11 protein-coding genes are annotated in these 14,250 nt (G+C 55.9%); 5 read left to right on the forward strand and 6 right to left on the reverse strand.

Features of this window, described 5'->3' with window-relative positions; translation table 11 throughout:
- Positions 1-156: 156 nt before the first annotated feature.
- From U5A58_RS01710 to U5A58_RS01725, 4 genes are all read right to left on the reverse strand, one after another.
- Positions 157-801: a hypothetical protein gene (locus tag U5A58_RS01710; protein ID WP_321960047.1), complete on the reverse strand. Its 645-nt coding sequence runs from the start codon at positions 799-801 to the stop codon at positions 157-159.
- 11 nt (positions 802-812) lie between these two features.
- Complete coding sequence (locus tag U5A58_RS01715) at positions 813-1,592, reverse strand: hypothetical protein (RefSeq protein ID WP_321960048.1); 780 nt, start codon at positions 1,590-1,592, stop codon at positions 813-815.
- A gap of 564 nt (positions 1,593-2,156) precedes the next feature.
- Positions 2,157-3,005: a hypothetical protein gene (locus U5A58_RS01720; protein WP_321960049.1), complete on the reverse strand. Its 849-nt coding sequence runs from the start codon at positions 3,003-3,005 to the stop codon at positions 2,157-2,159.
- Positions 2,995-3,474 (reverse strand): helix-turn-helix domain-containing protein, encoded by a 480-nt coding sequence (locus U5A58_RS01725; RefSeq protein ID WP_321960050.1) that lies wholly within the window; start codon positions 3,472-3,474, stop codon positions 2,995-2,997. The genes U5A58_RS01720 and U5A58_RS01725 overlap by 11 nt, the downstream gene beginning before the upstream one ends.
- 781 nt (positions 3,475-4,255) lie before the next feature.
- Between U5A58_RS01725 and U5A58_RS01730 the strand changes: the two genes are divergently transcribed.
- The 4 genes from U5A58_RS01730 to U5A58_RS01745 all read left to right on the forward strand — a co-directional run bounded on the left by U5A58_RS01730 (position 4,256) and on the right by U5A58_RS01745 (position 8,233).
- Positions 4,256-4,690, forward strand: a complete 435-nt coding sequence (locus U5A58_RS01730) for a hypothetical protein (RefSeq protein ID WP_321960051.1) — start codon at positions 4,256-4,258, stop codon at positions 4,688-4,690.
- Positions 4,691-4,818: 128 nt separating this feature from the next.
- Complete coding sequence (locus U5A58_RS01735) at positions 4,819-6,435, forward strand: recombinase family protein (protein WP_321960234.1); 1,617 nt, start codon at positions 4,819-4,821, stop codon at positions 6,433-6,435.
- Positions 6,432-7,334 (forward strand): ParB/RepB/Spo0J family partition protein, encoded by a 903-nt coding sequence (locus U5A58_RS01740; protein WP_321960052.1) that lies wholly within the window; start codon positions 6,432-6,434, stop codon positions 7,332-7,334. The genes U5A58_RS01735 and U5A58_RS01740 overlap by 4 nt, the downstream gene beginning before the upstream one ends.
- Positions 7,331-8,233 carry a plasmid partitioning protein RepB C-terminal domain-containing protein gene (locus tag U5A58_RS01745; protein WP_321960053.1) on the forward strand — a complete coding sequence of 301 codons (903 nt, stop codon included), beginning with the start codon at positions 7,331-7,333 and terminating at the stop codon, positions 8,231-8,233. The genes U5A58_RS01740 and U5A58_RS01745 overlap by 4 nt, the downstream gene beginning before the upstream one ends.
- A 235-nt stretch (positions 8,234-8,468) precedes the next feature.
- Here the strand turns inward: U5A58_RS01745 and U5A58_RS01750 are convergent, their stop codons facing one another.
- Both U5A58_RS01750 and U5A58_RS01755 read right to left on the reverse strand, forming a co-directional pair.
- Positions 8,469-10,424 (reverse strand): hypothetical protein, encoded by a 1,956-nt coding sequence (locus U5A58_RS01750; protein ID WP_321960054.1) that lies wholly within the window; start codon positions 10,422-10,424, stop codon positions 8,469-8,471.
- 355 nt (positions 10,425-10,779) lie between these two features.
- The gene (locus U5A58_RS01755; protein ID WP_321960055.1) at positions 10,780-11,886 is read right to left on the reverse strand and encodes an IS5 family transposase; all 1,107 of its coding nucleotides are present in this window, start codon (positions 11,884-11,886) and stop codon (positions 10,780-10,782) included.
- 1,473 nt (positions 11,887-13,359) lie between these two features.
- Here U5A58_RS01755 and U5A58_RS01760 point away from each other — a divergent pair.
- Entirely contained in the window at positions 13,360-14,109 is a 750-nt protein-coding gene (locus U5A58_RS01760; protein WP_321960056.1) for an HNH endonuclease signature motif containing protein, read from the forward strand.
- The last annotated feature ends 141 nt before the right edge of the window (positions 14,110-14,250 follow it).

The following is a 14,250-nucleotide window of genomic DNA, read 5'->3' on the forward strand; positions in this document are numbered from 1 at the left end:
CCAAGCCCAATGTGTCTCAGCACAGGCACATACGCTGACGCTATGTTGCCGTCATGTCGGCTAATACCCCTTATTGCAAGCGAGTTGCTCCACGCTGCCACGATAACGGGCCATTGCGCCTTCCTCGCGTGTGAGCCGTCGCATCTGCGGCACTCGTCAAGGCCTAGTGGACACGGCGTCCGGAAAACCACTTACTTCATGAAGTTTGTGGCGCGCAAATACAGAATCGGGTTCGGTCGAAGGTTTTGTGTTGGTAATAATACCTGAACGATTAAACTCCTTTGCTGGCAAATTTTTTGCGAGCGCTGACGGATCTCGGGGAAAACCGAGTTGTTGAGCTGTATAAAAAAAATCACTCACCTCCTTGTCATTAAGTCGCCCGTCTTTCGCAGAGTATTTGGCATCCCATATCTCCTTTACCTCCCCCACGTTCGGTGTTCGGTCGCCGGTTATTGCTGTAATAGAAATATCCGGCGCGCGATCTTTCCTGTCGTTGTCGGTTATGTTAATTCCGGGATTCAGATCAAACTCATGGGTATTTTCATTTTTCTTTAAAATCTTGACGTAAGAGAAATTCGCCTTATTCCCCGGAGCCTTTGGCAATTTAATAATATCCTTACCCCCACTTTTTCGCTTTACGAACTCAAGTGCATGCGAATACTCTAAATTGACACACAACTCAAGAAAGCAAAGCAATTCGAAAACATATGGAGATGAATCAATGCTTACGGCTGATTTTGAGCCATTCCAAACTGATGCCACCTTTAATTTCGCTTCTGTCGATTGGAGCTTCTTGAGCAACTCTATCTTATTCATAACTGTGCAAAATGTCGTTCAAAAAGCCGCTCGGAGGCAATACCATCTTCGCTTGTCACTACCGACATAATATTCGATAACAAATCATCGCCGTCGATTTCCGAACCAAATACCTCAAACAATTCCCGAAAATGCTTTAGCTGTTGACCAATGGAGTCATCTGACTGTCCGTCCTCAGTCGAAAAATAAATCTGATCAAAAGAATTAATGTGATTGGAAAACGTCTTTAATTGCAGTTCTTTCCATCTTTCTTCAGTTTCCTGAAGAAGCGTTCCGACGGAAACTATAGTGCGTCGAACAAAATCAGATATTCTTTTGAATTTCATGATGTAATTAATATTTTCGAGAGTGCCGTGATCCACCACTTCGTCGAATTCAAACTGTAGTCGCAAAATTATTGGCAATGCATTGAATAGAGAAAAATATCCAGTTCGAGACCAGAAAATTCTGCCTTTTGAAATCGTCTCAAAATCGAACCGCGTGACACGCCGATAGGGTTGCCGAAAATGAACCGCCGGATTATCCATCCTTCGAATAAAGCTTAAACTATATTTCAAATCACTCAGCTCAACCGCCTCGTTCGATGCGTCAACTTGACTTAGGGAAATATAATATCTGTAGCGGACATTGGGAAGTTCAAGCTCCCCCGTTTGACCTGAGAACGGAAATCCTCCGTCCTCGATGGACTCTTCTTGTTTGAGATCGCTAACAGAAAACACACCTGGAAATAGTCGCACACCGCTCGAATGTAATAATATTTGGTCGTTTCGGCGCATCCTGATCCGGCGCCCGGAATCAATTCTAAGCGCATAAGATGAGCCCCGATTATCCATCCAAACGTTTCTAGATTCTCTATTAACTAGCCAGCAGTTCATCGAGCGAACCCCATTCGCGATTCTATTTATTGAAAAACCTGCTACTACTGTGTCTTAATATATTTTAAATTCAGCCTCACTAAAATTATAGATCTATTATATATAAAACTACCTTGTTAAGGACGTTTCTGCAGATGCCGACATCTCGGCGTCGCCCAGGAATCAGGCGCGGAATTCTGAACTGATGTAGCAAGCGCCTCTCCCCTCACCATTTTCGAGACGTCTGATCTCGGACTCGGCAAGTCTATCCGGCGCAGCCACCCCTCCGACCGAAACGAGGTCGGAGAAAGATGCGCGCGCCAAAGTAGTAGCAATTTGGGCGTTGACCGATTTTTGCGTCGCGTGAATCCGGCGGTCTCGGCACGAGACGGTAGATTGATGAGGGATGGGCGAGACGATCAGGCTTTCGGCGGCGTTGCCGTTTAGACGAACGACGGCGTTGAGTTGACCACGAACCGCCCCGGATCATGGCGATGGGCGGTTGTCAACCGGCGGTGACGGCTGCGGTGCGGCCTGCCGCGATGCTTCGAATGCCTTCTGACGGTCGACGATGTTCCTGTAGCGCGCGCGACGCTCATCGAGTCGTTGAAGATCGATGGGCATGTCTTCAGTCGCAAAGCGCTTTATGGTTGGCTCCGGCGAGGCGCGCAACTCGTTCGCGGGAACAACCCGGACCACATCGAGATCGAAGTGGTACCAGCAGCAACGGGCTTCGTCGGTATTGGCAAAACGTAACTCGCGCTTGACCATGTTGAGGGTCGCGCGAGGATCGTTCAGATCGACCGTGCTGGCGATGAAGTGCCGCGCCACTTCGATGGAGAGGCGCGCCTCTGCGAGGCTCGCTGCGTCGCGCTTGCGGGGGCTGGTGGCGACGTTCGTGAGTTTGCTTTCCACCAGTAGCAGCGGGTGCAGCACCTTGATCTCGATGCCGTCGATCGATAGCCGGATCGCCTTGTCGAGCACTTCCGTCGAACTCAGCCCCTTGACCAGATACATGAAGTCAATTTCGCAGGGCGTATCGAGGCCCCGGACGTCGACGGCGATCCTTCCGCTGTTCGGCGTGGTGTCGTCGATCGCAGCCATGTACACGCGCGGGTTATACGACTGTAGCCGGGAGGCCGCCTCGACGATGGCTTCCTTGCCGCCGTAAAAGCCGATATCGCGGGTGTGGACAGGGAACGGTTGCGGGATGCCGAAATGTTCGGCCCAGAAGACCACTGCCTGTCCGCCAATGAGCACGGACTCCTCGCTGCTGGCAAACTGGATGATCGCGCAGGCCTGATCCCGCGTGAGGAAGTTGCCGTCAGAATTCACCCGGCGCCTCGAACTCAGGGGAATGGATGACGCGCGCCGAGCGCACATCCAACGATGCCATCACAAAGGCCTCGCGCCGGTTCGCGGCGGCGGACGGCGCACGACGCATCTCGGCTTCAAGCCGGCTTCGTGCGGCAGCGTCAAACCGGTCCCAATTTTCGACCACCTGCCAGTTCGCAGGCCATGCCGGCGCCGGTGAGCGCCTAGGGGCGGAGGCCGGAGCGCAGGCGTCGGGCACCGCCAGTGCGTCAGCGAGGCCGAGATTTACGAGTGCACCAAGCGCAACATGCAGGCCGACGTTGCGCCCCGCTTCGAGGTCAGCAACCGTCTGTCGGCGCACGCCCAGTGCGAGCGCGAGATCACGCTGTGACAGTTGTGCGGCGACGCGTCGCGCGCGGATTGCGATTCCGAGGCGTTCGGCGAGGGATTGGAGTGATGAATTTGAGTCCATGTTCGATTTATAGAACATGACGGAAGATTGGCAATGAAAGTGTTCGATATTTCGAACATCATCGCAGCTTGACGCTCGCGCAGTGAAGGCGGGCGGGCCTTTGGGTGGACATGCCCAGCCGCAAGGCACGGCAAGTGCAGGGCCGTGCGGTGTGTGCTGTGAAAAAGCCCGTTACGGTATCCATCCTCGAACCTCTACGGGCACTTCGGTCTCATGCGTCTAACCGGGGCCTTGGCGGTAATCCGAGCCCGGCATCACAGCAAGGAAACTGCACGAGCACCGCGTCGCGCTGGCAGGAGAGCGCCCAGGGGCGGCGGCCGGAGCGCACTCATCGGGCACAGCCAGCGCTCAGCGAGGCCGGAATTCGACAGCACACCGAGCGCGACATGCAGGCCGACGTTGCGACCCGCTTCGAGGTCGGCAACCGTCTGCCGTCGCACGCCGAGGGCAAGCGCGAGATACCCCCTGATAGCGGCTGTTTCCGTGCTGACCGGCGAAATGATGCGTTGGTGCGTCGGCCGCCCGGCGCTCAGTGCGCCCGATGCGAGGTTCGCACGCCGACGGACATCAAGGTCACGTCCACAACCACGACCATTCGGCAGCATGCGCACGCATCGCACAGTCAACGATCGCCGAGAGCTTTGCGTTGGCGTTGGCGTGGGCCGCTGGCGCGCGTATCTCGCCGAGGGTCGTTCGGAACGGCTCCGCGCCACACTCGCACTGGGCGAGCATCGCTTCCAGCCGCGCGAGAGCTGTCCCATCCTACGCCACCGCGCGCGCATCCGCCTGGAGCCCTGCCATGAAACCGAACCTCACGTGCGCCGCCTGCGGTGCACTTTTCACTCCGCACGCACGCGTTCCGAATCAACGCTACTGCTCAATGAAGGCGTGCCAGCTCGCCAGGCGACGGAACTGGCAACGCGCACGCATGCGAGCCGATCTCGACTACCGCGCGAATCAGGCAAAGGCTCAGGCTACCTGGTGCGCCCGTCACCCTGACTACTGGCGGCGCTACCGGGAAACCCATCCGGCGTCTCGTGACCGCAATTGCGCGATGCAGCGCGAGCGCAATGCGCGACGAAACGCTACCCCCGTTGCAAAGATGGACGCGTCGCCTCCTTTCCGGCCGCTCACCTCAGGCTTCTACCTTCTGACTGATGCACTCGAAGCCGGTATTGCAAAGATGAACGCGTGGACCGTGCATATCGCCGTCCTGTCTGCCCCGCGGCCTTAAGCTGCCTGATTGCAAAGAGAGGACTCGATTGCTATAGGCGGGCCACCTGCTACGTTTACTCTGTGATTGCCCGCATCAGTCTTGCCCGACATGTGGCACGAGCTGACGTCGAATACTATCCGATTGCCATGGCGGCGCCGGGCGGCGAGCGAGCAACCGTTGCTGGCTGGAGCAGGATCGTGGACCTCGATTGCGCAGGAGAACCAGTCGCCACGCAGACCTCTACGGTGCGCGCGGCTGAATACGTCCGTATGTCGACGGAGCACCAGCAGTATTCAACGGAGAACCAGCGCGATCGAATACGCGACTACGCCGCACACCGCGGCTTCTCGATTGTGCATACCTACGCCGACGAGGGAAAAAGCGGCCTGCGTATCGACGGGCGGCAGGCGCTTCAGGCGCTCATCAGGGACGTCGAAAGTGGTTCTGCTGATTTTCAAGTGATCCTCGTCTACGACGTGAGTCGCTGGGGCCGATTTCAGGACGCGGATGAAAGTGCCTACTACGAATATATCTGTCGGCGTGCAGGTATCCACGTGGCTTACTGCGCCGAGCAGTTCGAAAACGATGGCTCGCCAGTCTCGACCATCGTCAAGGGCGTCAAGCGTGCCATGGCCGGCGAATACAGCCGTGAGTTGTCAGCGAAGGTGTTTGCAGGACAGTGCCGGCTGATTGAACTGGGATTCCGTCAAGGCGGACCGGCGGGTTATGGCTTGCGCCGCATACTGGTCGATCAGCATGGGCTCATGAAAAGCGAACTTCTCCGCGGGGATCACAAATCCCTGCAGACTGATCGGGTCATCCTGATGCCGGGCCCCGAGAGCGAAGTGCGAACGGTCAATCTGATCTACCGCTGGTTTATCGACGAATCACTAAACGAATACGAGATAGCGGCTCGTCTGAACGGCATGCATATCCAGACTGATCTCAACCGCAACTGGACGAGGGCGAGCGTACGGGAGGTACTCACGAACGAGAAGTACATCGGCAACAACATATACAACCGCGTGTCGTTCAAGCTGAAGAAGACGCGTGTCGTAAATCCGCCTGAAATGTGGATCCGCAAGGATGGGGCATTCGAGCCTGTCGTCCCGAGCGAAACGTTCTATACGGCGCAGGGGATCATGCGGGCGCGCGCCCGGCGCTATTCGAGTGAAGAACTCATCGAGCGGTTGCGTAACCTATATCGCAGCCGTGGCTTCCTCTCAGGGATCGTGATCGATGAGACGGAGGGCATGCCCTCCGCCTCGGTCTACGCCTATCACTTCGGCAGCCTGATTCGCGCGTATCAGACGGTTGGATTTACTCCGGGCCGCGACTATCAATATATAGAAACCAACCGCTTCCTTCGCAAACTGCATCCCGGCGTCGTTGCAGAAACGGAGACACGCATCGCTGCACTGGGTGGCATCGTCACCCGCGATCCGGCGACCGACATTCTCACGGTCAACAGCGAATTTACCGCATGCATCGTCCTCTCCCGCTGCCAGGTGAACGACTCCGGCAGGAATCACTGGAAGGTCCGGTTTGACACCAGCCTGCTGCCTGATATCACTGTGGCAGTCCGCCTCGACCGGAGCAACCATGCAACGCTCGACTACTATCTGCTGCCACGACTAGATTTCGGCCAGCCTCGTATCCATCTCGCCGACTGGAACCCCGTTGAGTTCGAGAGTTATCGCTTCGACACGCTCGAATACCTGTATGGCATGGCGCAGCGTGCGCGCTTGAGGAGAGCAGCATGACCGTTAAGGGGAAGCCAGTTGAAGTGCGGATGGTTCCAGTTGACCAGATCGAGGTGATTAATCCGCGTGAGCGAAACAGTCGCGCCTTCGAGGAGATTGTCGGCAACATCAAGGCGATCGGCTTGAAGAAGCCCATCGTCGTTACGCCGCGGACGGGCGCAAATGGAATCGAACGATATCTTCTTGTTTGCGGCGAGGGCCGCTTGAAAGCATTCCGCGCGCTCGGCGAGTCGAACATCCCGGCGCTCGTCGTCAGCGTGAGCGATGAGGACGCTTTCATTATGAGTCTCACAGAGAACATCGCGCGTAGGCAATACCGCCCGCTTGAGTTGCTCGCCGGTATCCGCGACCTTCAGGAGCGCGGCTATGCACCAAAGGCCATCGCAGAGAAGACCGGGCTGTCGACCCAATATGTGCAGGGAGTTCTTACGTTGTTGCGTCACGGCGAGGAGCGATTGGTCATTGCAGTCGAGAGGGGGAAGATTCCGTTGAATGCGGCGCTTTCAATTGTCGGCGCTGGTGACAGTGACGAAGCCGTTCAGGCTGCCCTGCAGGAGGCATACGACTCCGGCAAGCTGCGCGGCCGGCAACTTATAGACGCGCGCCGGATTATCGAGCGTCGCAAGGTCCTCGGGCGAATGGCTGGCCGAAACATGTCCCGAAAGGCTCCGGACGTGACGACTTCCAGTCTCGTGCGGACCTATCAGCGAGAGGTGGGGCGCCAAAAGGCGATGGTCAAGAAGGCAGAATTCACCCAGCAACGACTGCTCTTTGTGGTCGGTGCGCTCCGGCAACTGTTCGGCGACGAAAACTTCGTCAATCTGCTGCGCGCGGAAGCGTTGGCTACGTTGCCGAAGTACCTGGCCGAACGCGTATGGCCTGGCGGGAGCAACGTATGAGCACGGTGGCACTTGGATTCATTCCCGAACCGCTAACGGTTCCTATCGCGAATGTTCTTCCATCCAGACGCCTATCGCCGGGCGCAACGGCAACACGCAAATTCAGGCAAATCAAAAGCTCAATCGAGGAAGTCGGAATGATCGAGCCTCTGTCGGTCATGCCTGCCGACCCAACGTCCGGCCAACATGTGCTGCTCGACGGGCATCTTCGACTCGTCGCGCTCCAGGACCTTCGATTCGAGGCAGCCTCCTGTCTCGTCGCAACGGATGACGAAAGCTATACGTTCAATAACCGCGTAAACCGTCTTTCGACGATCCAGGAGCACCATATGATCCGGCGTGCCGTCGAGCGAGGCGTCTCACCAGAACGGTTGGCCAAAGCACTCGCCGTTGACGTGTCCCTGATCCTCAAGAAGATGTCGTTGCTGGATGGAATCTGCGCCGAAGCTGCAGAACTGCTCAAAGACCGGCAGTTCTCGCCGGAACTGGTCCGTGCGCTTCGCAAGATGAAGCCGACACGACAGGTCGAATGTGTGGAGTTGATGACTGCCGCAAACAACCTGTCCGTCTCGTACGCCGAGGCGCTGCTCGTCGCGACAACCGCTTCACTGCTGGTCGACGGCAAGAAGCCGCGGAGGCTGACTGGCGTAACTCCCGAGCAGATGGCCAGGATGGAACGCGAGATGAGCAATCTGCAAGGGCAGTACAAGCTCGTGGAGCAGACATATGGGCAAGACGTCCTCAATCTTGTGCTTGCGAAAGGCTACCTCGCGAGACTGCTCGAAAATGAATCGGTGCATCAGTACCTGCAAGCACAGCAGTCAGATCTGCTCGTGGAATTCCAGGCCATCGTAGACACCATCGCACTCGACCAGCCCGCACTCGAGGCGTCAGCGTAGAAGCAGTCGTCCGTCAATCCACCCCTTTTACTGCATGCGTTGCCCCATATGGATGGCCCGCGGACAGCGGATTCAGGAGCACAACGCTCGCGCGTCATGACTGCCGAAGCGCCGTCCAGATGAAGACGTAGTCGCGAGCGTTACAGATAGATTGTGCGGACTCAGGAGGTCTAGGTGCCGAGTCCGCTACGGCGATTCTGGCGCACATGCATCGGTGATTGAAACCGTGAACGAGCTATGCAACGGCAGACGGCGCGACTTCTGATGCTCCCTTATTAGTAACATCGCTCTTCAATGCTATCTCACCACTTTCCTTTCCCAACGAGAAATAGGCCTGTACGAAATCGTCATCGACAAACTGGTTGACCGTCGGTTCGTGAGGGAAGCCGGCATCGTACGCAGCGCGCAAACGTAAAGGCAACGAGTGCGATTCAAGTGCCGACAGCTTGATGTAGATGAGCTCTGCCGGCATCGCACCGCTTCCGGCGCCATACTCTATCGTTCCGCGTGTAACCACGGTCGGTCGACCGCGTTCGATCTGCAGTTTGATAGTAGCGCCAAAGTCCTCAAGGCAACGACGAGTTGCGATCGCAAGGTCAAAATACTCGTAATTGGGATCATAGCCCGCGTCGACAACAATGATTCGCGAGCATTTACGTGCCACAAGTTCATACAATCCAAGATTCTCGAAGTGACCGCCGTCGCTTAACCGGATCCACGCGTCCGACGGAGCATTCACTTCAAGGAAATTTCTGATATTGCACGTAAAGCTCGGCCAAGATGTCGCAAGCTTCGCAGTTACGGCGGGATTGCGAACCCATACGCCCAAGCCAATATTCAGGAACGCAAGCGCCATACGCTTTAGTGGTGACATTCGCGTTGGATGCGTGTCGACCGCAGCGGCCGACGCGGCGACAAGCGTCCAGAATCGGTCTTGCGCGCCGAACAACGTGAGCGTTCCTCGCGATTCCCACTGCGAGGTTGCGAGATAGTCTGTCGCTCGCGATCCACAAAAGTGAGGCGTGCAAGCGAAGTTTACCCCGCCCCGTCGCTTCATTTCATGGATTGGATCAACTGACGCGCCTTCAAACCTTTTCTTCAGTGCGTCTCTTGATCGGCCATTTGCGCGCGAAAATTGCGCAAAGCAGTTGATGATATGTATGGGAAATGTCTTTGTTGCCGCAGTATCCCGCAGCTTCAATCCAAAAAATCTCTCCCATGACGGCCTAAATGTACATCGCAAGCTGAATCGGTAGTAAAGCAGCGCGCCGTTCAGCGCGTTCGGACTAACCCATACGATCAGCGCGCAACCCAACGCGATAAGGATAGTCAGGATCGACACGTTTTCGAGTCCCAACCAACTCCCGAACTCCTCTATGTGTCCTCGTCCGGCGAGCAGACACAGTGTCATCGAGAGCATGGCCACTGGCAATACGACGGGCTTGATCCACTTCTGACGCCTCCTGACGTGGGGTTTGTCAGGCGTTGCGCATAGCAAGGCAAGACCGATGAAAACTAAGCCGGCCGAGACCGCCGCGTAGGACCAGATGGCATGCCCTGACGAAAACCCAACAGACCTAGCTATGAAGAAAAGAGCCGTAAATACGAAATAAGTGATAGCAAGGTCCAGAAAACTAGAAAATTTATCGTTCTTTTTATAATAAGAGACGAAACTACACGCAAGGAGAATTATGGTGCCACTGCCAAAAGCAATTGCCGGCATCCACAAGTGTTGTAGCGCGGCGACTGCCAATGTCCCCGCCACAAATAGAAACGCTGCGATCGGTAGGGCGACCGAGAAGGCAAACGTGAGCAAGAAAGCAATCATCGGTAGCAGCCAATTGGACAGGAAGCCACCTCGATATTTCATTCTATCGAGGCATTCACTTATCATCTTTTCGTCAAGACGCAGGTTGCCTTTCACGCGTCGTGCGAGGGCTGCTGCTGTATACCCACCACCGGAAACGCTGGACACATAATCAACTTCGCTCCAGCATCCTTGCTCAAGCATGGCAGAGATGACGCCCAGGCAAAAGCAAGCCGAACGTATCCCGCCACCAGAAAGAGCGAGCCCAATCCTGGCATCAGCCTTAGAATTCACGCCTAAGCGCTTTCGCCGCGCGAGATAGTGCTTCTCCTCTTCAACCAGAATTTGATCAAACGTCGCAGTATTATTTTGTTGCTCAGTCACCTATCCATTCCCCTCAATCATTATCTGATACCGTGCGATCGAACACTCAAAACGACATATAGTTACGCAGCCACCCACCGTCCTGTCTAACGAAATCGTAATTCCCGTTTTCAAATTTTGCAATTATGCACTCGTGCATACTGTCAGTGCGAAAGCTGCGACTCCGAATACTTGTCCAAGTTTAATGCTTGTGCCATCCCTCGATTTTGGTTCTAGCAGGCTGTTGAAATACACCTCGCCGATGCGCGGCAGTTCTTTTCGAAGAGTCGCCGCATCGGGTTGGTCCGAGTCGATTTGATGCCGAGCACTCTCAATTCAGGTGGAACCAATGTCGTCTCCTCGCCGAATTTCGCTTCTACGCCGCTCTGCCCGCGAGCGTACGCATACGCGTGAGGTTGTAGGCCGCCTGAGTGAGCAGAAACAACTGCTCGACCCGGTCCCGGCCGCGATACACAGCCTGACGAATCCGGCCGACCGTCTTGCCCCAGCCAAAGACCTGCTCGATGCATTTGCGTTTGCGCTGGCTGATAGCGTAGCCGGCCCAGCGTGTCGTGCGAGCGTCAATTGCCGAGCCACCCGCGCGGCCGTCGTTTTGCGCTACGTGCGGCGTGACACGATTGGCGCGGCAACTCGCCACGAAGCCCGCCGTGTCGTAATTCTTGTCGGCCCCCACAGTAATGGGGGCGCTGGCAACTTGCGCTGCGTCCGCGAGCATTTGAGCCGCAGCGTCGCGTTCGGCCGTACCGCTGGCCTGCGTCACCTGCGCGTTCACCACCAGGCCATGCCGGTTATCCGTGAGCAGGTGTCCGATGTAGCAAAGCAGCGCACCGGTGCGACGGCTCTTGCGAAACAGCTGCGCCTGATTGTCCGTGCTCGATTCGAGCGTCTCGTTGCTACGCTTCTCACCGTGCCAGTTCTCGCGCTCGCGCGCACCGCCATCGGGCGGCGCATCGTCATCCGACTTGTTCTTGCGCACGAAGCTCTTGTGCCCGGCCCACGCCTGAATCAGCGTGCCGTCCACGCTGAAATGCTCGCCCGACAGATAACCGCGCGCATGCGCCGCCTCAACCGTCTCGTTGAACAGCGCCACGATGACGTCGTGCTCGAGCAACCGGTCTCTGTTCTTGCTGAAGGTCGAGTGGTCCCACACCATATCGTCCATCGAAAGGCCGACAAACCAGCGAAACAGCATGTTGTAGGAGATTTGCTCCATCAGCATGCGTTCGCTTCGAATCGAATACAGCACCTGCAACAGCAACGCGCGAATCAGCTTCTCTGGGGCGATGCTCGGGCGGCCGCCCTTCGCGTCACTCTCGTACATGCGTGCGAACAACGGGTCCATACGCTTGAGCGCGTCGTTCAGCCAGATACGAATCGGGCGCAAGGGGTGGCTGGCAGGCACGAAGTCATCCAGTTTCGCCATTGTGAACATCGCCTCGGTGTAGCCGTCCGCTCCGCGCATCGTTTCGGTCTCAGTGTTGTCCGTTCCCTTGCTTCAACGTTTACCGCCCCCGCTCCGATGACGACGGCGGGAGCTATTTCAACAGCCTGCTAGAGATCGAATACGCAATATCGGCGGAGGGAGCAACTACTTTAGGGACGTCGTTTCGGAATTGCGGTCATCTGCCGCAAGACAGCGATTGTCAAAAGGTCACGGTCATGCATCGCTACTCGCGACGATGCCGCCGGCGGGCGCCGTCCCTATCGACGTTGCTGATGAAAGGAACGGGTGCCGGTTGAACGGTAACCAGAGATCGACCAATAGTGCAGATATATGCAAATCGCATGCATATCGAGACTCACCTCCGCAACTCTGCAGCCATCGTTTGACGGCTCGTGCCTTTAGCCGTCAGGGATATTGAGTAGGAAACCGATAGAAATGCAGCATGCTTACGTTAGCAGTGAACAGTCTGAGGGGTATTCCCCGTTCCCGCAGATCGTAATAAATATTTGCAGACCGAGTCGCCCTTCAATCCACTGCTTTGGCTAGCATCGCTCTCAGAAGGATAGCCATCACGGGCATCGTGTCTGCAGTCAGAGCAACGCCGTGAGTTGGCGCATGCGAGCGCAATTCTCCCGCGCACGCGCTCTAAAACTCGTTTTTCAAAATCAACCGACGGACTCACCTACGCAGGGAGGGCGCGAGAGCGTGCGCAAGATCACGGGCATATCGGCGCTGTTACGGCGACTATACGTTCTTCGCTTTGCACTTGTTTTACGTGCCGCCGGAGTTTGCAATCAATTGCAAAGCAGGCACGGGCGAGGCAAGTCGTCTCCTTACCCGCAGTCAGTGTCTACGTCCGCGCAGATATCTCAACCCTGACAGAACGCCTTTGCGGCGTGCAGAAGTTTGTCCGTGATCGAGATAAGGCCCTCAGAGAAGACAAAGCCGGTGAGCGCGATGACGATGCCCGTCCACAGGCCGCTCAACAGTGGGTGCTTGCCCGAGAAGAAAAACTTTGACCAGCTTATTTCCCATGCTCCTGTGAAATCCTGCCGCGAAGTGCGGCGTTCTCAAATTTCTCAAATGTCAGTGCAAGTAGTCAGGTTTGGCTCGGCCGAGCAAGCATACCGTAGAAAGGCTGGTGTGGCCTCGGCGGCAGGGAGAAAGCCCACGTGTCGTCGCCACAGATGAGATGTCGTTGATCGGGAAACTTTGATAGTGGTCGTTGACTGTAACTGGGAAGCCGTGAAAGGTCTCCGCTCGCTTCGAGCGACCGGTCAGCCCAAGGGATAGTGGCACGAGATTCGACTGCGCGCTTCGCAACGACACTCGAACGCGCCTCGGAGCGTGACAATAAGCGCCCTAGGCGGGCCAAGGGCGCACTATTCCATATACATTTACATCGTCAAACACTTTATGAATTTACAAAAAACGAGCTTCTGTCACTTCGCTCGGGTAAGATCCAGTAACCACAAAGAGACGGTGCAAAAAATGGAACCGACTGCAATTACTGCCGCTGAACTGACTGAGTTGCTCAGAACCCTCGGCGCACCGGCTGTAATCACAAAAAACGTAGATCCTGAATCCGAACAGAACTACAGACCCAGACCGAAACGTGCATGGGAGATGCTTGACGGATTTTGGCCAGGAAAACCCAAGCAGGTATCACCCGGAGCGGGGTTCGCGATGCATTTCGTTGAGCGAAACTGCCATCTCTGGCTCGGGGACTATCTAGGAACCGTCGATGACGGTGATGGAAGCGGAATCTATTCGCTCATCGTTGGCGACCCACAGTGCTTTCGAATTGTAGATTTAGACTTCAGTGACGAACGGCAGCGCGAGTTGAAGAAAATCTTCAAGAAGTCAGGCGCGGTCATCTATTCGTACTTCGATTCGGCGACCGACATAGCACCCAGCGATAAAACGTCCAGTTGGCTGACATACAGGATGGTAGAAGTAAAACAGCGCCTGCATCAACGGGCCTTCAGAGCGGCAGTTTTTGCTTATCATGGAGTACGTTGTAAGGTCACCGGATGCACCGTGGATGCATTGCTAGAAGCGGCTCACCTCGTGAATCATAGTTGGCAGGACGGTGACAACAGTCGCGATGATGGAATCCCGCTGCGCGTCGACATCCATCGAGCCTACGACAACGGCATGATCAGGTTTGACGACAACTATCAGGTTATTTACCTAGACGAAAGTTTGCTTGAAGAATATGGGAAGTATTGGCGACGCTGAGTTCTCGTTTTCGGCATATCACAGTGCGTCAATGAGGTCGCGCAGACAGAAGGGATAGAAAATGAAGGGCCCGAGAAAATTCTCGAATACCGCCAAAACCAAGCCAAATGCTCGACGACGTGCCCGTCTTGAGAATTCGTC

The organism is Paraburkholderia sp. J7, assembly GCF_905220155.1.
Taxonomy (GTDB): Bacteria; Pseudomonadota; Gammaproteobacteria; order Burkholderiales; family Burkholderiaceae; genus Paraburkholderia.

What these genes read in the sequence shown, in the direction of transcription:
- U5A58_RS01760 (WP_321960056.1), top strand. Translation starts at nt 13,360, where the DNA reads ATGGAACCGACTGCAATTACTGCCGCTGAACTGACTGAGTTGCTCAGA.
- U5A58_RS01730 (WP_321960051.1), top strand. Translation starts at nt 4,256, where the DNA reads ATGAAACCGAACCTCACGTGCGCCGCCTGCGGTGCACTTTTCACTCCG.
- U5A58_RS01715 (WP_321960048.1), bottom strand. Translation starts at nt 1,592, where the DNA reads ATGCGCCGAAACGACCAAATATTATTACATTCGAGCGGTGTGCGACTA.
- U5A58_RS01755 (WP_321960055.1), bottom strand. Translation starts at nt 11,886, where the DNA reads ATGCGCGGAGCGGACGGCTACACCGAGGCGATGTTCACAATGGCGAAA.
- U5A58_RS01725 (WP_321960050.1), bottom strand. Translation starts at nt 3,474, where the DNA reads ATGTTCTATAAATCGAACATGGACTCAAATTCATCACTCCAATCCCTC.
- U5A58_RS01735 (WP_321960234.1), top strand. Translation starts at nt 4,819, where the DNA reads ATGGCGGCGCCGGGCGGCGAGCGAGCAACCGTTGCTGGCTGGAGCAGG.
- U5A58_RS01745 (WP_321960053.1), top strand. Translation starts at nt 7,331, where the DNA reads ATGAGCACGGTGGCACTTGGATTCATTCCCGAACCGCTAACGGTTCCT.
- U5A58_RS01740 (WP_321960052.1), top strand. Translation starts at nt 6,432, where the DNA reads ATGACCGTTAAGGGGAAGCCAGTTGAAGTGCGGATGGTTCCAGTTGAC.